General features: G+C 38.7%; 20 protein-coding genes. 12 read left to right on the top strand and 8 right to left on the bottom strand.

What is annotated here, in order from left to right:
• The first annotated feature begins 95 nt into the window (after positions 1–95).
• From ASC84_RS12610 to ASC84_RS22925, 3 genes are all read left to right on the top strand, one after another.
• The gene (locus tag ASC84_RS12610) at positions 96–1,718 is read left to right on the top strand and encodes a mechanosensitive ion channel (RefSeq protein ID WP_004723768.1); all 1,623 of its coding nucleotides are present in this window, start codon (positions 96–98) and stop codon (positions 1,716–1,718) included.
• A gap of 83 nt (positions 1,719–1,801) precedes the next feature.
• Positions 1,802–1,966: a hypothetical protein gene (locus ASC84_RS22930; RefSeq protein WP_004723765.1), complete on the top strand. Its 165-nt coding sequence runs from the start codon at positions 1,802–1,804 to the stop codon at positions 1,964–1,966.
• A 145-nt stretch (positions 1,967–2,111) separates the two neighbouring features.
• Positions 2,112–2,264 (top strand): hypothetical protein, encoded by a 153-nt coding sequence (locus tag ASC84_RS22925; protein WP_004723764.1) that lies wholly within the window; start codon positions 2,112–2,114, stop codon positions 2,262–2,264.
• Positions 2,265–2,432: 168 nt separating this feature from the next.
• On the opposite strand, the gene ASC84_RS12605 is transcribed toward ASC84_RS22925, so the two are convergent.
• The 5 genes from ASC84_RS12605 to ASC84_RS12585 all read right to left on the bottom strand — a co-directional run bounded on the left by ASC84_RS12605 (position 2,433) and on the right by ASC84_RS12585 (position 8,163).
• Positions 2,433–3,632, bottom strand: a complete 1,200-nt coding sequence (locus ASC84_RS12605) for an NAD(P)/FAD-dependent oxidoreductase (protein ID WP_056515179.1) — start codon at positions 3,630–3,632, stop codon at positions 2,433–2,435.
• 80 nt (positions 3,633–3,712) lie between these two features.
• A complete protein-coding gene (locus ASC84_RS12600; protein ID WP_056515177.1) occupies positions 3,713–4,576 on the bottom strand; it encodes a 1-aminocyclopropane-1-carboxylate deaminase/D-cysteine desulfhydrase in 864 nt (287 codons plus the stop codon).
• Positions 4,577–4,752: 176 nt separating this feature from the next.
• Positions 4,753–5,880, bottom strand: a complete 1,128-nt coding sequence (locus ASC84_RS12595; RefSeq protein WP_056515173.1) for an HlyD family secretion protein — start codon at positions 5,878–5,880, stop codon at positions 4,753–4,755.
• A 70-nt stretch (positions 5,881–5,950) separates the two neighbouring features.
• The gene (locus tag ASC84_RS12590) at positions 5,951–7,603 is read right to left on the bottom strand and encodes an MFS transporter (RefSeq protein WP_056515169.1); all 1,653 of its coding nucleotides are present in this window, start codon (positions 7,601–7,603) and stop codon (positions 5,951–5,953) included.
• 11 nt (positions 7,604–7,614) lie between these two features.
• Positions 7,615–8,163 (bottom strand): TetR/AcrR family transcriptional regulator, encoded by a 549-nt coding sequence (locus tag ASC84_RS12585; RefSeq protein ID WP_056515165.1) that lies wholly within the window; start codon positions 8,161–8,163, stop codon positions 7,615–7,617.
• A 209-nt stretch (positions 8,164–8,372) separates the two neighbouring features.
• On the opposite strand from ASC84_RS12585, the gene ASC84_RS12580 reads away from it, so the two are divergent.
• From ASC84_RS12580 to ASC84_RS22920, 5 genes are all read left to right on the top strand, one after another.
• Entirely contained in the window at positions 8,373–9,044 is a 672-nt protein-coding gene (locus ASC84_RS12580) for a D-Ala-D-Ala carboxypeptidase family metallohydrolase (RefSeq protein ID WP_056515162.1), read from the top strand.
• 71 nt (positions 9,045–9,115) lie between these two features.
• Positions 9,116–9,760, top strand: coding sequence for a hypothetical protein (locus tag ASC84_RS12575; protein ID WP_056515159.1), 645 nt, complete (start codon positions 9,116–9,118; stop codon positions 9,758–9,760).
• A gap of 99 nt (positions 9,761–9,859) precedes the next feature.
• A complete protein-coding gene (locus tag ASC84_RS12570; RefSeq protein WP_056515157.1) occupies positions 9,860–10,621 on the top strand; it encodes a class I SAM-dependent methyltransferase in 762 nt (253 codons plus the stop codon).
• Positions 10,622–10,680: 59 nt separating this feature from the next.
• Positions 10,681–11,241, top strand: coding sequence for a hypothetical protein (locus ASC84_RS12565; RefSeq protein ID WP_056515155.1), 561 nt, complete (start codon positions 10,681–10,683; stop codon positions 11,239–11,241).
• Positions 11,242–11,344: 103 nt separating this feature from the next.
• Entirely contained in the window at positions 11,345–11,518 is a 174-nt protein-coding gene (locus ASC84_RS22920) for an NF038215 family lipoprotein (protein ID WP_171252542.1), read from the top strand.
• Positions 11,519–11,607: 89 nt separating this feature from the next.
• On the opposite strand, the gene ASC84_RS12560 is transcribed toward ASC84_RS22920, so the two are convergent.
• Positions 11,608–13,227 carry an oleate hydratase gene (locus tag ASC84_RS12560; RefSeq protein ID WP_056515152.1) on the bottom strand — a complete coding sequence of 540 codons (1,620 nt, stop codon included), beginning with the start codon at positions 13,225–13,227 and terminating at the stop codon, positions 11,608–11,610.
• Positions 13,228–13,626: 399 nt separating this feature from the next.
• On the opposite strand from ASC84_RS12560, the gene ASC84_RS12555 reads away from it, so the two are divergent.
• The 4 genes from ASC84_RS12555 to ASC84_RS12540 all read left to right on the top strand — a co-directional run bounded on the left by ASC84_RS12555 (position 13,627) and on the right by ASC84_RS12540 (position 16,113).
• Positions 13,627–14,250: a LysE family translocator gene (locus ASC84_RS12555; protein WP_056515150.1), complete on the top strand. Its 624-nt coding sequence runs from the start codon at positions 13,627–13,629 to the stop codon at positions 14,248–14,250.
• A gap of 132 nt (positions 14,251–14,382) precedes the next feature.
• Positions 14,383–15,054 carry a CsgG/HfaB family protein gene (locus tag ASC84_RS12550; protein ID WP_056515147.1) on the top strand — a complete coding sequence of 224 codons (672 nt, stop codon included), beginning with the start codon at positions 14,383–14,385 and terminating at the stop codon, positions 15,052–15,054.
• A 10-nt stretch (positions 15,055–15,064) separates the two neighbouring features.
• Entirely contained in the window at positions 15,065–15,442 is a 378-nt protein-coding gene (locus tag ASC84_RS12545) for a DUF4810 domain-containing protein (protein ID WP_056515144.1), read from the top strand.
• Complete coding sequence (locus tag ASC84_RS12540; RefSeq protein ID WP_056515140.1) at positions 15,439–16,113, top strand: DUF799 domain-containing protein; 675 nt, start codon at positions 15,439–15,441, stop codon at positions 16,111–16,113. Before ASC84_RS12545 ends, ASC84_RS12540 begins: the two co-directional genes overlap by 4 nt.
• A 79-nt stretch (positions 16,114–16,192) precedes the next feature.
• Here ASC84_RS12540 and ASC84_RS12535 read toward each other — a convergent pair whose 3' ends face one another.
• Together ASC84_RS12535 and ASC84_RS12530 are read right to left on the bottom strand one after the other, a co-directional pair.
• Positions 16,193–16,936 carry an amino acid ABC transporter ATP-binding protein gene (locus ASC84_RS12535; RefSeq protein WP_004723740.1) on the bottom strand — a complete coding sequence of 248 codons (744 nt, stop codon included), beginning with the start codon at positions 16,934–16,936 and terminating at the stop codon, positions 16,193–16,195.
• Between the two features lie 13 nt (positions 16,937–16,949).
• Positions 16,950–17,627 carry an amino acid ABC transporter permease gene (locus ASC84_RS12530; RefSeq protein WP_004723739.1) on the bottom strand — a complete coding sequence of 226 codons (678 nt, stop codon included), beginning with the start codon at positions 17,625–17,627 and terminating at the stop codon, positions 16,950–16,952.
• Positions 17,628–17,629: the final 2 nt, after the last annotated feature.

Raw genomic sequence — 17,629 nt, 5'->3', positions numbered from 1 at the left:
TAATTCATCAAGTATCCAATTCAAATAAAGAATGTTGCTTAAAGTCATTTGAGCACACTCAGATTGTTATAAATCTATAACTTGAGGAAATAAAAATGAATGAAATTTTACAAACAAGGGGGAGATTTGATGCCATGTATTATTGGGATCAATTCCACCCGATTCTCGCCGCTGTTGCCATCCTTATTGTGGGATGGATTATTGCACTGATTGTTGCAGCAGGAATTAAAAAAATCCTAGAAAAACTAGGTACAAATACAAAATTGTCTTCAGCAACAGGTCATCGTTCAAATATTGAAAGTATTCTTTCTCGAATTGTTTTTTGGGTGGTGATGGTGATCGCGGTGATTGGTGCATTAAATGTGCTGAATCTTACCAGCGTAAGCAGCCCATTTAGTTTGATGATTCAGCAATTCTTATTGTTTATTCCACAATTACTGGCTGCCGTGGCCATCGGGTTTATCGGCTGGATTGTGGCAAATCTGGTTAAAGTCGGCTTAAAAAAAGCCTTGGATCGGACTCAACTTGATGAAAAATTAAGTGCCGATGTTGGGGTCAGTCCGATCAGTCAGAATATCGCTGATATTGTGTACTGGCTAATTTTATTGCTGTTCCTACCAATTGTATTATCAATTTTAGGTTTGCAAGGCTTATTGCTTCCAGTGCAGAACATGCTGAATGAGGCAGTCTCTTATATACCAAATATTTTCATTGCGGGTGTCATCGTTTTTGTCGGTTATATCTTGGCAAAAATCCTGCGCGGGATTGTTGAGGGTTTAATCAACAGTCTAAATTTACAAACCCAAATAGAAAAAGTAGGGCTATTTAAAAACTCAAACCAAGGTTTAGCGAAGTTTTTAGGCTCTTTTGTTTTTGCCGTTGTCATGATTACTGCGTTAATTGTGGCTTTTGAAGCACTTGGTATACAGGCTATTTCACAACCAGCAACCGCAATGCTGGGTGAAATCATGTATGCAATTCCACATATTATTGCAGCCGGATTAATTTTAATTGTGGCCTATGTGGTGTCTCGTTTTGTGGGGCGTTTGGTTTCAGAAGTTGTTGCTGGAACGGGTGTTGATGAAATTCCTGCAAAATTAGATTTGCAACGCTTTTTAGGTGACACGAAAGTTTCTTGTATCATTGGTTATCTTATTGTTTTCTTTACCATGTTATTTGCTGTTTCCGAAGCGGCAAATCGACTGGGCTTTGAACAAGTTAGTCATTTGATTTCAATGTTTATTTACTTTGGTGCCAACATTTTGTTAGGCGCAGTGATTTTGGTGATCGGTTTCTGGTTGGCCAATATCGTGGCGAATGTGGTACAGCGTGGTGAGTACAATAGCTCAAGATGGTTAGGCAACTTGGTTCGTGTTTTGATCATGGGGCTGGTGATTGCAATGGGTTTAAAAGCTATGGGAATTGCCGATTCGATCGTTAATCTTGCTTTTGGCTTAACCTTGGGTTCTGTGGCAGTTGCTTTTGCATTGGCCTTTGGTCTAGGTGGACGTCAACCTGCAGAACGCGTTTTAACGGATTTAATCGATAAAGCCAAGAAAGAGGCAAATCAACCGAATCCATTAAAGCAAGAAAATACTTATTCATCACAGCCAAGTGGTACAGACGCTACGCAAGTAACCGCGGATACCCCTGCGATTGAAAATGAGTACAAGTCACTTACTGATTCATTGAAACAGGACAAAGATGACCCGAATTAACATTTAAATTCTTTTAAAGATCGATCAGGATTGATGCTTGATCGATCTTTTTATTTTTAGGTCAAAAGTGAGAGGGAATAGAGATGTCTAAGAAAAAGCCAAATAATTTCATTGCACCCATTGTGATTGCAGGAATCACTGTGGGTTTTTTAGCAAGCGCTTATAAATTTGTGTTTGCAAAACCGAAAAAGCAGCCATCAGAAATTGTTAAGCAACAACATGAATCTCAAAACAAATCTCAAGAGTGATTGTGTTCGCAAAGCATGAATTTTATCGGTTTTTTTATAGAAAATAGATAGACATCAGATGATTTATTGTCTAGATTGAATGGGTGAATATGTAGGCAATATAAAACACACTCATCTGATAAATATCATTTTCAAAGGAATTGAAATGAAGATCATCTATTTTTTACACAAAATTCATCAGTCGTTATTTGCAAAAAACCATGATCTAAAGTCGATGGATTTGGCGATTCAACGTGTGACCCAGAAGCAGCAAATCCAGAATCAACTTATCTTATTTAAAACAGATTATCTGGAATAAGCTTTCTATTAGACTTCTTTCATAAGTTCGTTTTAAAACCATAAAACAACATAAAAGTGTCCTCATCCTAGCCTTCTCCCAGCGAGAGAAGGCGCTTTCAATACCCAAATGATTCACTGCACATGATCATTTTTTGATTTATGAAAGATCTTTATTGATCAATTTAAATTAGACATATTTTGAAGCTGCATGTGCTGAAGCCCATGCCCACTGAAAATTAAACCCGCCTAAATGACCAGTCACATCTAAGATCTCACCTATAAAAAATAAACCTTTTTGTTTTGTACTTTCCATGGTTTTTGATGAAACTTCAGTGGTGTCAACACCGCCTAAAGTGACTTCTGCAGTCCGATAGCCTTCAGTACCAGAGGGTTTGACTTCAAATTGCTGTAGTTTATTGGCAATCGTTTCAAGTTTTTCATCACTTAATTGCCCAATCGCCGTTTCAGCCCACTCGGACCAAATGAGATTTTGTAGTTCAATCACCACACTTTTCGGTAAAAGTTCAGTCAGTAAGGTTCTGATTAACACCTTGGGTTGGCTTTGCTTTTTGCGCTTTAAAAAATCAAACAGCTCAAGACTTGGTAAAAAGTTAATATGGAATGCTTGTCCTGCATTCCAATAATTTGAAAGTTGTAATGAGCTTGGACCACTTAAACCACGATGTGTAAACAACAATGCTTCAGTAAATGCAATCAGTTCGTTAGATAGTGTTGCTTCAACTGCATTGCCGCTTAAACGAGTGGTAACTTCTTTAAATTGATCTGAAAAAGTGAAGGGAACTAAACCTGCGCGTGTAGGATAGATGTGGTGACCAAATTGTTTGGCAATTTCATAGCCGATGCCAGAGCCACCCAATGTTGGAATAGATAAGCCACCTGATGCAACAACAACAGATTCAGCCTGAAAATAGCCTAAATTGGTGGCGACTTGAAAAGTCTGATCGTCAACCGTGTTGATCGCTTTGACTTCACAACTGGTTTTAATCTCAACATGATGTGTTTTTTCACATTCGTTGAGCAGCATGCTTAAGATTTCTTTTGCGCCATTTAAGGTAAACAGTTGTCCATGTTTGCGTTCTTCATAGTCAATGCCATATTCACAGACCATCCCAATAAAGTCCCAATTGGTATAACGCGTCAGGGCAGAGATGACAAAATGTGGGTTATGTGAAATAAAATTTTCAGGCTCAACATAAAGATTGGTGAAGTTACATTTACCACCACCTGACATGAGGATTTTTTTACCAATTTTATTGGCTTTCTCAACCACTAAGACTTTACGACCTCGAGCAGCTGCTTTTGCCGCAAGCATTAAACCTGAAGCACCCGCGCCGAGGACAATCACATCATATTGGTTAGAAGACATATCACACTCATGGAAACTTTGAGCAGGGGATTATAGACAAATTTAAAGTAATTTTCAGGACAATTATAAACAGATGAGATTTAGCTACGTCCTTGCAAGCCACCACTGTGCAGGATCAAAATTTTTGCATTTTCTTCAAAGTAACCTTTTGAAATTAAGTCAAAAATTCCATAAAACATTTTTCCAGTATAAATCTGTTCAAGCGGAATGTGATATTGTTGCTCAAAGTTGTTGATAAAGCTAAGTAATTCAGCAGTGGTTTTGGCATAGCCCCCAAAACAATAATCATCCAGTATTTTCCAATTGCTTTTATGGGTGAGTTGACTGACATCTTGTTGTAAAAAATCACCTTTAAGTGCTGAAAATCCTAAAATTTCCTGCTGTGGTGAACTGGCGTTAATCAGCCCAGTGATTGTGCCACCTGTTCCTACCGCACAGCAAATCACATCATAATGATTTAAATCTTCTGTCGTTAAAATTTCCTGACAACCTTGTATAGCAAGCTCATTGGTTCCACCTTCAGGAATAATATAAGTGTTTGGATAATGTTGTGTTAATTCATCGATCCAGTCATGATTATTTTTTTGTCTATATTTTTCACGTGAAACAAAAACTAGCTGCATGCCCAACTGCTGTGCTGTCGTTAGAGTTGGGTTGAGCGGTTTATGCGCTAACTCCTCGCCCCGAATGATCCCGATGCTTTTAAATCCAAATAACTGTGCTGCATAGGCTGTGGCAGCGATATGATTGGAATAAGCACCACCGAACGTCAGAATCTGTTTTAGGCCAAGCTGACGTGCTTCAATCAAATTATATTTGAGTTTAAAAAATTTATTGCCAGAAATTTGTGGATGGATTAGATCAAGCCGTTTAACTGTAAGTTGAACAGATCTAGCAAAATCTAAACTTTGGTAGGGAATAGTTTGGGCAATATGATCAAACATGCTGATTTTTTAACTGAATGGGTGTGTATGAGTAGCTTTGACTTAAGCCTGTTCAAGATATTCTAATCAAACCTGTAAAACAAGACAGGTTTGATTGAGTTTCATGTCTATTATTGGGGAAAAATTTCTAGGCTTTAACTCAAGCCTTTTTAACTCAAGCTTTTCACTTAGGCGGATCATTGAGTGCTGGTATCGACGGAAGTCACCACAGACATCCCCGGTCGTAAGAATTCTAAACCTTTTTGATTGGGATCAATAGCAATCCGCACAGAAATACGCTGTACGACCTTGGTAAAATTACCTGTGGTGTTGTCAGGCTTAAGCACACTAAACTCAGCACCCGCAGCAGGTGAAATTTGTTCAATACGGCCAGTAAATTTTTGATGTTTCATGGCATCTACGGTAAATGTTGCTTTTTGCCCGATGTGCATATCGGCAATTTGTGTTTCTTTGAAATTGGCAATTACCCAAGTTTGTTGCGGAATCAGATACATTAACTGGGTTCCAGCTGCAACATATTGCCCCACGCGAGGGCTAACTTCGCCCAATTGTCCATCCATCGGTGCTGCAATCACGCTGTAGTCTTTCGTTGTCACCGCTTGATCAAATTGTGCCTTGGCATTGGTGACTTGTGCTTTTAAGCCCGATTGAGCCACTTGAGCTGTTTTTAATGCTTCTTGAGCAACCAATACATTGGCTTCAGCTTGTTTGAGTAAGGCTAAATTATTCTTTACATCCGCAGCCGCTTTGTCTTGTTCTGTTTTAGAGGTTGCACCAGTATTTCCCAATTGTTGATAACGATTGAGTTGTGCTGTTGAAAGTTCATAACTTGCTCTGGCTTGTTCAACTTTGGCTTGTGCAGCCACAATGTCCGCTTTGCGTTGTTCAATCGCTTGGGTTTGATTGGCTAAAGTGGTATTGGCCTGATCAACACTTGCTTCAGCCTGAGTCACTTTCTGATCATAGGTTGTGGTATCAATATGCATTAACGGCTGACCCTTTTTGACATGGTCAAAATCAGTCACTAATACATCTTTGACATAACCATTGATTTGAGAAGATAAAACCGTGGTTCTGCCTTTGATATAACTATTGTCGGTGGATTCTATACTGCTATCAAAAGGACCAATTTTCCATGCGCGCATAATCACAGCAATCCCCACCAACAAGACCAAGAGCATCAACAGCAATGTTCTTTTCGCTGTTGGAATAAGCTTACTGGATGGTGGTGGCGCTGCTGCTGTTGCAGGTGCTTGTGGTGGTGTAACTGCTGCTTGCTCTGTTGATTTTTGATCTTGCGACATAAGAATTCTCAAATATTTTTTAATACATAGCGTGACATCATGGATCATCTGATTTCGGAATAGCCTGAGTCTAACTGCTATTGAGGACCTGTTGCTGTTTTTTGAGTTGATAGCGTGTCCAAGCAATATTAAAACTACTCCAAATCAACAGTAAAATGGCGAAAATTCCATTTAATGCAATCACATCATTATAGGCACGCACTTGTGCTTCTCGTGTCACAATCTGGTTTAAATTGCGATAAGCTTGGTTCTGTTCGAGTGATGCATCTAAAGTATATTTATTGGCTGCTTGCTGATAGGCCGAAAGTCGTTGCACCACCAATGGATCAGTGGGTGACAAGTCACTGACAATTTCAGCCCGATAATTTTGGGTGCGTAATTGTTGATAGGTTGAAAAGAATGAATTTCCAATTAAACCACCAAAGCTTTGTGTTGCAGAGAACAACACCACAAAAGTGACCATGTGTGATGGGCCTTTTTGTAAGGCATTAATAATCCCTGTCAGCAACAATGGTCCGATAAACATACCACTGGCAAAGCCAACGATAAATTGGCTGCGGTAAAAATTCTCAGGTCGAACATCACTGGTGAGGTGATAGTCTAAAGCGCAGGCAATAAGAACCAAGACCACAGCACCGACCAAGTGCCATGAGATGCGCTCTCTTTTAAAGGTCATGGCGCTAAAAACAGTGCCGAGCACAATGCCAAGAAAAATCACGCTATACAAGGTAACGAACTGATCAGGTCCCATGCCCATGGTTTTTAAAAAGTTAACAGCCGCGTAACTTTGCTCGGACATGAGCAAGCGAATCGCCAACGCACCAAACACAAATTTAAGTGTGGTGGCTGAACCTAGCCAACGGGTAATGATAAGCGGATTGACACGGTAATGTTCATAAGTCAGTCCGATAATAATAAGACTGAATCCTGCAATTAAGGCATACCCTAACCATTTGACTTCAAACCACCAAAGGATTGGGCCTTGGGTCAGGACGATACATAGCAGGGCAAAACCAGGTGCGAGTAAGGCAAAAGTAAAGAAATCCTGTTTTTCAAAGACTTCGATTCTTAAGCTACGCGGCAGTTTTAAAGAAACCACCATAGCCAAACAACATATCGCTAAACCCAACTCAAAGGTATAGAGCACAATCCAGTCATTTACATCGACCAGAGACGGGGAAATGATCCATGCCAGTGGGATACCCAATTGCTGAAAGCCCAGTGCGAGATAAATTCCTCGTCCAAAGTTTTCTCGTTTAAAGGCCTGCATGATGTAGTACATGCCTAAAGAACTCAGGGGGGCGGCAACCAAACCGCTGATCACACGGACAAACAATGCCATTTCAAAGGTGTGCACAAAGATATGCAGCACCAACACACAAATAAAAAGCACTAAACCAATTTCAGAAAAAAGCCGTAACCCATATTGTTGCCGAGCTTTAAACAGAATCATGTTGGAACTAATATTTGCCATCACATAAGCTGCGGGAATCCATGCAGCCTCTGAAGGCGTTAGCGAGTATTCACCCTGAATAAGTGGTAAATTTGCGGTAATAAAACCATTACTTAAACTGCCTGAGATTGCAACAAACAGGCCAATAAAAAAATAAATCAGCTTCTTATGTGTTGGATGTGCAATAGCCGCAGGCGAGCCTGGTAATGTTGGACGTTCTTCAGGTGTCCAATCTGGGGCAGGTTCAAGTAAACGTGGCGATTTATCCATAATTGCCTCAATTACGCCTTGATGCCATCAATCAGTAAGTCAACTGCACGAGTGGCCAGTTGAACCTGTTCTTCATCGGTTAGCCCTTGAAAGGAAGCTCTTAGAATACCAGTAATTAGCGCATAATCTTTTGGGGTGAGATCTGGTCGGCAAATATGATGGGTAATGGCTTGATCAATCAGCGGTTGAAGAATTGCGTCACGCCGTTGATAAATATCCACCATACTTGGGTCATTACGATCAATCACACGCCAATATTCCATCAATGCGGTGAGATAAGGCAGATTCTCGACATGATTGCGAATTAACCGAATCAAACCGTCAGGATATTCTGAAAAGCTTTTTGCCCGTTCATCTAGACGAGTTAATGCTTGTTCCATCAAGGCGATGACTAACTCACGGCGATCTTGAAAATTACGATAAAAGGTTGCTCGTCCAACGCCAGCTTCATCAATCACAAGCTGTAATGGCGCACGAATCCCTTGTTTACGGAATATTTTCAGTGCAGCATTGAGCAAATCTTCGCGATTTTGTGCCGCTTGTTTTTGACGTATACGCATAGGGGAAATTGCATTAAATTTTATTCTGATATTTAACGGACATTTTTGTCCGTTGTAAATTACTAACTCTGTGGATTTTTGTAAATAGCAGCTTTAAAGTGAATGAGATTGGTTAGAATGACTTAGGTCAATGATTAATAAATCGTATAAATAGGTTTAGATTTCTAAATATTTACCCTTTAAAATAAAACAATAAGTGTGCTGAAATTGTGAAAATTTTTAAAAATATTGTTATTTCGATCTGCTGCATCAGTGTATTGGTGTTAAATGCCTGTACGCCATCTGAGAAAAAAGCAGATCAGGCCGCATCTTCAAGAAAATCATCAGATCAACAGATTGAACAACAATTCAAGCTTTGGAAGGCGCAACAAGATCCCCAATTATTGGCAGATTATTATCAGTTTATGTCGCAGTATTTAAAACATCCGCCTAGTCTGATGGAGCTGACAACCAGCCGAAACTATATGCCAGAACAGTGTTACTCAAAACGTTTTGCCATTCCACCTAAAGCCTTTTGGAAAAATGTGGTGAGTAGTTTGCAATTGGTGGAAAAGTTAAATCGAAATGAATATTTTAAAACATATACGATTTCAGCAATCTATCGTGCCCCTGAATTAAATAAATGCATAGGTGGGGCGGAAAAAAGTAAGCATTTAAGTAATTATGCCGTTGATTTTCATGTGCTATCACCCAAAGAAACCATTAAAAAAGATCGCGAATTATTGCTTAAAAAAATGTGTCATTTTTGGCAAGTGGAAGGCAAAAGTTATAAAATGGGTTTAGGTGTTTATGGTAATAATCGCTATCATATTGATACCCAAGGATATCGTACTTGGGGTAAGGACTTTAAATCGAAAAGTTCGCCGTGTGTAAAAAGTTAAAATTGTATTTTTGAGCAAGAATTGAACTTGAATTTATATTAAAAAATGTTGAGAGATTGGGAACGTTATTTATGAAATGTCTACAGACCCTAATAAAGGGTTGTTTATTTGCTCTGCCTTTTTTCAGTAGTTATTCTGCTTTTGCGCAAGCTGATGCTGCTGTCGAAGTTGACCCTGAATACGAAGTATTGGGGCGTGCAGGGAAACTGAAAATTCAAAAAGAGTCTTGCACTCAGCATGGTTCTAGTTGTGACTATGTACTCTATGATGCTAAAGGAAAGAAGCAGGTATTAATGGAAAAATGGAGTAAAACTGCAAATGTTTATCAATTTAATCCAAATTTAATGGGTTTTTTGTTGGGGCTAACAGGAAGTGAGTATAATCTCACTGTGATTAATGATAAAAACCAACAAAAAGATTATGGCAGTTTTCTTGCGATGAATGGGCAGCAAAGTTGTTTTGTAACTTTTGAATCGAATTTAAAAAATATGCCGAATTCATTGGTATTTTATAGCATTCCTGATTTTCGGGTACGTTTAGTGCTCAACAACAAAGTGCCGCAATTTAAAAAGCTGAACTATCCTGCAACGGCAAATTTTGAGGATAATGGTGATTTTTCATTTAACTATAATATTAAGGTCGGAAACGAGATGGGGGTACAGGATGTTATCATTCAAAACCCTTGTCAGTCTGATTATCGGGTAATTATGAGTTAACATAAATAAAATAAAGTTATTAATTTTATTAAAAGTCATCATTTTTATTTTTGAATTGAGTTGTCTATTGTCGTTTTATTCAACAACAAGGACACGACAATGACCACTCAACAGCAAGTTAATCAGGCACAATATCAAAATAAATCAGAAGCATACTTAAATAGCCAAGTACATGCACAAGGCATTGAGTTTGAAAAAATGCAAAATTTAATCCAACAACATCAATTCAAGCGAGTTTTGGATCTAGGCTGCGGTGGTGGGCATGTCACGTATCAGATTGCTGCATTCACTGAGCAAGTAATTGCCTATGATATTACGCCTGAAATGGTCAATCTTGTGACCATACAATCTCAACAAAAGGGATTCGATCATGTTATAGGGAAAGTTGGTGCAGCAGAGCAATTGGATTTTCCTGTTGAGCATTTCGATTGTGTGATCAGTCGTTATTCTGGGCATCATTGGCAAAGTATTACTCAAGCGATTCATGAAATTTATCGTGTATTACGCGCTGATGGCAAAGTGATCTTGTTTGATATTATTGGTAATTCTAATCCTATTTTAGATACCTTTATTCAGACCATAGAAACCATTCGTGATCCAAGCCATGTTCGAAATTATAGTTTGGCGGAATGGGTACAAATCGTAGAACAAGCAGGCTTTAAGGTAGAAATCATTGAAAAGCAAAGTTTAAAGTTAAATTTTCAAAGTTGGGTGGAGCGTATGCAAACACCAGTAGAGAACATCAATACGATTCGCTATTTGCAGTCCAAAGCCGCTGATCAAGTACAACAGTATTATCAGATTCAGCAAGATGGCACATTTACCAGTGAAGCTGTATATTTGGTATTGAGTAAAACTTGATTAGAAATCTGATGTCAAAAAAAATAATCAATACAATATTTCCGATATTATTTAGCATGATGGCCTATTCCAGCAGTAGTTATGCTGAGCAGATTCATCGAACAGTGGCCAAGATAGGGCAATTTTCAGTCATTCAGCAAACATGTGATGAAGATGCAAATTATCATTGTGATTTTGTACTCTATGAAGGCGATGACTATAGATTACCTTTGGTCATGGACTGGGAGCGTGGTTTAAATGTTGAAAACCAAACCGAGGATTTCTTGCATTTAAGCTATGGCTATACTTTTAATGTTCATCATAGTCTTTTCATCTCAAAGGCGGGGATCGTTCAGGCTTTAGACAACGTTGTTGCTGTGGATGAAAACACTGGGTGTATCGCCCGATTTGAATTAAAAGATGTGCCTACGATTATTTTTCAAAAAGTATTTACTGCGAAAGTTTTAAATAAAATTCAACTTCAACCAGAGCAATACCCTAAAATTGAGTCTGTAAGTGTAGATGCTTTTCAATATTTTAGTGACATGGAATTTGATGGAAATGGTGGTTTTCACTACTGTTACAAAAATAAAAATGGTGAAGATCAAGCTGTTTTAATCATGCATCCTTGTGACGTATAGCCACTTTCTATAGATAGACACCTTTTGAAATAAAAAATAGCTGTATTTTTAATCAGAACTGTTATGCTCGAACTATAAATAAAACAAAAATGGAGGAGATGCTATGAAAAAGCTATCCATCAGTTTGAGTGTAATACTTGCAGTATTTTTGGTTGGGTGTGAAAAGAAACCACCTACACCAACAAAAACTGAAGTTCGTTCAATCCATATCGCTGGTATGCCTGTGTATGAAAAAGACTATCGTCTCAGTGCTCGTTCAGTGGATTCACAACCCTGATTTTTATTCAAAATATAAAAACGAGTGCGTCAAGAGAGGATGCACTCGTTTGGTTTTAATTCAATTTAACTCAGTTGATTTTAAATGAATTAATGAAAAACTGTTTCTAACGCTTTTAATCCGACTTTAGGATCAAGTAATCCATTATAGATCTCAGGAATTTCACGTTCTACGCCAAAGAACTCATAAATTGCAATCATGGCACCACGAACAGAATATTCAACAGTAAAAACCACATCATCTTCAATTTCAACAAATTGCCCCAAGAATGCGAAGTTTTTTGCGCCTTGTGGAATAACCTGTGGGCGGTCACCAGGCTTACGGCAAGCAAATAAAGCTGATGCATAAGGCATCATGGCTGTTGTTACAATAGTGTTTGCTAGAACATGCTCAAGAATGTCATCAAAACCGAGTTGATGAATCAGTTCAGTGAGTATTTCATTGCCTGTTGCTTGTGACATCGGTTTTTTGATGTAGTCACCTGTTTGATCAATTTGGAAACCATAGCCCCAGAGGGTAAAGGTGCCTTCTGGTAAATTTGCAAAATGCGGTTGAGCAGGCACCACAATCGATAAATGCCAACCAGATTCAAACCAAGTCATCAGTGCCCCAGTGCCTGGCTGGTTGCCTGTGTAATCAATGATGCGATTTAACAGAACATCGTCTTTCATGGTGAGTGTAAAAGACTCCCATTTATGTTCATCAATGTTGCCATAAAAGGTCATTGGTCGGCCAAAGTCAGGTGCTTTTTTCGCAAGGGTTTCCCATAAGGTCCAACCATGATCAAGTCGATCACGAATAAGCGCTGGAACATCATCATTCCCAGCATAACGAGAATCTGCTGTAATTGAACCTAAAGTAAATATGGCAAGATCATTCTCTTGAAGGTTGATTTGCTCAGTACCTTCAGGAAGGTTGACATACAAACGTGTTGCACGACGTTCTAGGGTTGCGTCATCGGTTTGAAAGTCTGCATCTGTCACATAATTGCCAAAACGAACATCTACGCCTTGTTCAAGCAACCAACGTTGTAGCGGCAAAATCATGGAATCATATTGGTTGTATTTGGTTCTTTTTACCCCAGCGAGGGTATGAATGCGTGGTAACTCTTGGATAAAACGTAAGAAATAACGACGAAGTTCTGCTGCACTGTGCCATTTTTGGAAGGCAAATGTCGTACGCCACATACGCCAAAAGTTCGTTTCAAAGAAGGTCTCATCGAAAAATTCATCAATACGACGGCTGCCAATTTTTTCTTCTTTCGCTGCCAATAAGCGTAGCATTTGCGCGCGATGGCGTGTATATAAACCCAGTTTAGCGGCATCTGAAATTACATGCTGCGCATTAATTAAACGGGCTTGTGCATGGGTTTTGACTTGCTCATTGAACTCACGACATTCTTCACGAACAGAAATTTCAGGATTTTCTAAGGATGGAATACTCGAAAATAAGTCCCAAAGACATAAATATGTTTCATCTGTCAGCATCCGCCCGCCACGGGTAACCCATGCTTGTGCAGCATGTGGCGTATGGCCGCCATCCATTGAACCACCTGAGACGTCTAACTCTTCGAGAATGTGAATATTTTTAGCTGGTACTTTGGCATCACGTATGGCAAATGCGGCAGCTGCCATTCCGGCAATTCCACCGCCAATGATCCACAAATGTGCTTGGCTTGCATCTAAGCGGTTGGTTTTGTTGTTGTGCATTTTTTACCCCTGAGTATAAATATTGATTTTGGATAATTTAAAACCATAGTTTTATTATGGTTTTTTATAGCCTATAAATACATGAAAATGGAAGTTAATTTTTGTGATTAATGTGGTCTATTTTATGGCTTTTTAGGATATTTTATATACCTTGATGATTTTATTGATATAATTAAGATATTGAAAAATAAATTTTTTATTGAGTTTTTACTCTAAAAATATTTGTTTACTCTGTTTGTGGTGATAATGCACAAGTGTACTTAAATTTATGATTGAAATTTTGATGAATTTGCATTGAATAAAAGTGTAATCGCGAAATAATAAAGATTTTTATATCTTCAAAAATCGGTTGTAGCGTAAAATATCTATTCTTAAAAATAGTCTAGGTCGGGGTGTCTCTTGGAATCATTATTGATTTTGGGTTCAATTGCATTGGCATTAATGCTAGGCGCAATTAGCCCTGGTCCTACATTTGTTTATGTGGCTAAAAATTCAATTGCGATTTCTCGTAAACATGGTCTGTTTACTGCTTTAGGGACAGGCATGGGCGCAGCTTTATTTGGTTTTTTAGCTGTAATGGGATTACAGGCAATCTTATTGGCTGTACCTTCTGCATATTTAGCTTTAAAAATTTGTGGTGGTCTGTATTTACTTTGGCTGGCTTATAAAATTATTAAACATGCTAAAGATCCAATGGCACAGGCATCTGACTCATCTACGGTGATGAGTTATCAACAAGCGTTTCGTTTAGGTTTAATTACCCAGTTAAGTAATCCTAAAATTGCGATTATTTTAGCCAGTATTTTTACTGCGCTTTTACCCAAAGACATTCCAACGTATTTTTATTTTGTTTTGCCTATCTTGTGCTTCTTTATCGATGCTGGCTGGTATTCACTGGTTGCTGTTGCGCTTTCAGCGGAAAAGCCGCGCCGTGTTTATTTGAAGTTTAAGAAAGTCTTCGATCGAGTCGCGGGCGGTGTCATGACATTACTTGGTTTAAAGCTAATTTTTGGTATGAAATGATTGTTTTTACGAGCAAAAATAGTCATGCATTTTATCAGCAGACCTTGTTTGTTAAAAAATAATTAACAGTATATTTAGTTTGTGTTATATATTTATTCATTATAATGGTTTAGACCTTAGAGAGATGTAATTTTGAAAAAAATATTATTGATTGCTGCCTTAAATGGCTTGGTACTTACAGCTTGTTCTACCACTGAAAGCTCTAAAACCATCCAAGCACCTCAAGTGGCTGCTGTGACTTCAGCGGTTAAATATTCAGGTGCGAAAACAGTAGTTTCGATTGGTAAGTTTGATAACCGCTCAAGTTATATGCGCGGAATCTTCTCTGATAATGTCGATCGTTTAGGCGGTCAAGCAAAAACGATTTTAGAAACGCACTTGCAACAAACAGGATATTTTTCAGTCTTAAATCGAGACAATTTATCTGAGCTGCAACAAGAGGCTGGTTTTGGTAAAGCATCTCAATCCATTAAGGGTGCACGTTATGTGCTCACTGGGGATGTATCTGAATTTGGGCGCAAAGAAGTGGGTGATCATCAATTGTTTGGGCTACTAGGGCGTGGTAAAACTCAAATTGCCTATGCAAAAGTCAATATTAATGTTGTTGATGTAAAAACAGCAGAAGTTGTCCATTCTGTGCAGGGTGCAGGTGAATACGCGCTCAGTGAACGCGAAATTTTAGGTTTTGGTTCTACAGCATCTTATGACTCAACCTTAAATGGTAAGGTTTTAGATCTGGCTGTACGCGAAGCGGTTAATCACCTTGTCACAGATATTCAAACAAATAAGTGGTCCGTACAATAGGTTTGAATAAATGAAACGGGTTTTATTATTTTTAAGCTTTTTTGCAACGTTAACTTTGGTTGGGTGTGCATCTGGACCACAGTCTTTATATAGTTGGGGCGGATATCCACAGCAAACCTATTTAATGCTGGCGGTTCCAGAAAAAACTTCGCCTCAGCAACAAATTTTAGCGCTTGAAAAAGATGTTGAGAAAGCAAAAGCAAAAAATGCCGCAGTGCCGCCAGGTTTATATGCGCATTTGGGCTTGTTAAATCTTAATATTCAAAATGGCCCACGTGCAATTGAATATTTTGAGTTAGAGCGCCAAATTTATCCAGAGTCAACCGTATTGATGGATCGTCTATTGAAGAAAATGATCCCTCAATCGACTGAGGTAAATCCCAAATGAAAAATATGAAACAATTTTTCGTACTTGGTTTACTGATGATGCTTTTCACCGGTTGTGCGGTGTCACCTAAACAGAATCGTGATTTAGCAGCATATCGTGAGCATATCCCTAAGTCGATTTTGGTACTTCCTCCAATCAATGAGTCTCCTGATACTCGTGCAACCTATGGGTATTGGTCAACAGTAACATTGCCTGTAGCTGAAGCTGGTTATTATGTATTTCCAATTTCTGTTGTTGACACCATGTTTAAAGAGAATGGGGTGACCAATGGATTTGATGCTCAAGCAATTCCACCTCAAAAGTTAAAAGAGATTTTCGGAGCGGATGCTGCGTTATATATTAAAGTTAAAGAGTATGGTTCTAAATATCAGGTGATTCAATCTGTAGCTGCAGTTGCAGTAGAAGCCAAACTTGTAGATTTACAAACTGGTACATTACTTTGGCAAGGTGAACAGCGACTTCAGCAAGCCAATGATAATAGCAATGCAGGTTTGATTGGCGCGCTGGTCGGTGCTTTAGTTGATCAAATATCCAATCATTTGTCAGACAAAGCCTATGCTTTATCCAGTACTGTAAGCTCGCAATTATATTCACCGAGTCTAAATCAGCAAAAAGGTCTGTTATATGGACCACGATCTCCAAACTTCACCCAAAATGTGGTGAAACCTTAAGCACTGGTACTGTTTGCGAGCATCAAATAAAAACCCCAATTTAAAAATTGGGGTTTTTGTGTTTAAAGCATATTGCTGATTAGTGCACCATAGAAATCTTGTCTAAGAAGAATTTGGTTCTTTCATGACGCTCATCCGGCTTATTAAAGAAGTCATCTGTTGCACAGTCTTCTAAAATCTTGCCTTGATCCATGAAAATAACTCGACTTGAGACTTTACGAGCAAAGCCCATCTCATGAGTTACACACATCATGGTCATGCCTTCTTTTGCCAATTGACTCATGACTTCAAGCACTTCACCCACCATTTCAGGGTCTAATGCCGAAGTAGGTTCATCAAATAACATGCACACTGGATCCATACACAGACCACGGGCAATCGCAACACGCTGTTGCTGACCACCAGACAGTTGACCTGGGAACTTATTTTTGTGGGCTGCCAAACCAACGCGATCTAAATATTGCAACGCTTTTTTCTCAGCCTCTGCTTTAGAACGATTTAAAACCTTAAGTTGCCCAATGGTTAAATTATCCAAAACAGTCATATGTGGGAACAATTCAAAGTGTTGGAATACCATTCCCACACGAGAACGGAATTTTGCCAGATCAGTTTTTGAGTCTTTTAACGCTGTTCCATCAACAACAATATTGCCTTCTTGGAACGGTTCTAATGCATTTACAGTTTTAATCAGTGTAGATTTACCAGAACCTGAAGGTCCACACACCACCACAACTTCACCTTTTTCAATTGAAGTGGTGCAATCTGTAAGAACTTGAAAATCTCCATACCATTTTGAGATATGTTGTATTTCTATCATTGGCATATTGATTCTCCAATTATCGAATTATTGCTATTTTTTGATGTAAACGCTTCACAAGTCGTGAAAGCGCAAAGGAGATACAGAAGTAAACAACTGCTACAATCAGGTAGAAAGTTGCTTTGGTTTCAGCACCGTAGGTATTTGCTAAGGTATTGGCATTGCCCAAGAAGTCTGGCGCACTAATCACGTAAACTAATGATACATCTTGGAAAAGTACGATAGATTGAGTCAAAATGACAGGTAGCATGTTTCTAAAAGCTTGTGGCAACACGACATTGGACATGGTTTGTCCATAGGTGAAACCAAGTGCATAACCTGCATTGACCTGACCTTTAGAAACAGACTGAATCCCTGAACGTACAATTTCTGAAAAGAATGCTGCTTCAAAAATTGCAAAGGTCACCACACTTGAAAACAGTGGGCCATAATAGGTATCTGACTGAAACTCAAAAATCTTTGGCAATAAGAAATAGAAAATGAAGATCACTTGAATCAGTGGTACACCACGGAAGAAATCGACATAAACTTTAGCAAAATTACTGGCGACTTTATTGTTGGATAAACGCATCATGGCCAAAGGTGTGCCAATCAGAATCCCGCCAATAATCGATAAAATCGTCACCGTAACGGTAAATTTAAAACCTGCGATCAGCGTTTGAATAACATCTTGATTTTGTAAAATACTAAAATCCATGA

Source organism: Acinetobacter sp. Root1280, from assembly GCF_001425285.1.
GTDB lineage: Bacteria > Pseudomonadota > Gammaproteobacteria > Pseudomonadales > Moraxellaceae > Acinetobacter > Acinetobacter guillouiae.
This window is presented reverse-complemented; position numbering and strand designations above follow the sequence as displayed.

Excerpts from the sequence above, each read along its gene's own strand:
- ASC84_RS12610 (WP_004723768.1), top strand. The coding sequence starts at position 96 with ATGAATGAAATTTTACAAACAAGGGGGAGATTTGATGCCATGTATTAT.
- ASC84_RS22930 (WP_004723765.1), top strand. The coding sequence starts at position 1,802 with ATGTCTAAGAAAAAGCCAAATAATTTCATTGCACCCATTGTGATTGCA.
- ASC84_RS22925 (WP_004723764.1), top strand. The coding sequence starts at position 2,112 with ATGAAGATCATCTATTTTTTACACAAAATTCATCAGTCGTTATTTGCA.
- ASC84_RS12605 (WP_056515179.1), bottom strand. The coding sequence starts at position 3,632 with ATGTCTTCTAACCAATATGATGTGATTGTCCTCGGCGCGGGTGCTTCA.
- ASC84_RS12600 (WP_056515177.1), bottom strand. The coding sequence starts at position 4,576 with ATGTTTGATCATATTGCCCAAACTATTCCCTACCAAAGTTTAGATTTT.
- ASC84_RS12595 (WP_056515173.1), bottom strand. The coding sequence starts at position 5,880 with ATGTCGCAAGATCAAAAATCAACAGAGCAAGCAGCAGTTACACCACCA.
- ASC84_RS12590 (WP_056515169.1), bottom strand. The coding sequence starts at position 7,603 with ATGGATAAATCGCCACGTTTACTTGAACCTGCCCCAGATTGGACACCT.
- ASC84_RS12585 (WP_056515165.1), bottom strand. The coding sequence starts at position 8,163 with ATGCGTATACGTCAAAAACAAGCGGCACAAAATCGCGAAGATTTGCTC.
- ASC84_RS12575 (WP_056515159.1), top strand. The coding sequence starts at position 9,116 with ATGAAATGTCTACAGACCCTAATAAAGGGTTGTTTATTTGCTCTGCCT.
- ASC84_RS12570 (WP_056515157.1), top strand. The coding sequence starts at position 9,860 with ATGACCACTCAACAGCAAGTTAATCAGGCACAATATCAAAATAAATCA.
- ASC84_RS12565 (WP_056515155.1), top strand. The coding sequence starts at position 10,681 with ATGGCCTATTCCAGCAGTAGTTATGCTGAGCAGATTCATCGAACAGTG.
- ASC84_RS22920 (WP_171252542.1), top strand. The coding sequence starts at position 11,345 with ATGAAAAAGCTATCCATCAGTTTGAGTGTAATACTTGCAGTATTTTTG.
- ASC84_RS12560 (WP_056515152.1), bottom strand. The coding sequence starts at position 13,227 with ATGCACAACAACAAAACCAACCGCTTAGATGCAAGCCAAGCACATTTG.
- ASC84_RS12545 (WP_056515144.1), top strand. The coding sequence starts at position 15,065 with ATGAAACGGGTTTTATTATTTTTAAGCTTTTTTGCAACGTTAACTTTG.
- ASC84_RS12540 (WP_056515140.1), top strand. The coding sequence starts at position 15,439 with ATGAAAAATATGAAACAATTTTTCGTACTTGGTTTACTGATGATGCTT.
- ASC84_RS12535 (WP_004723740.1), bottom strand. The coding sequence starts at position 16,936 with ATGCCAATGATAGAAATACAACATATCTCAAAATGGTATGGAGATTTT.
- ASC84_RS12530 (WP_004723739.1), bottom strand. The coding sequence starts at position 17,627 with ATGGATTTTAGTATTTTACAAAATCAAGATGTTATTCAAACGCTGATC.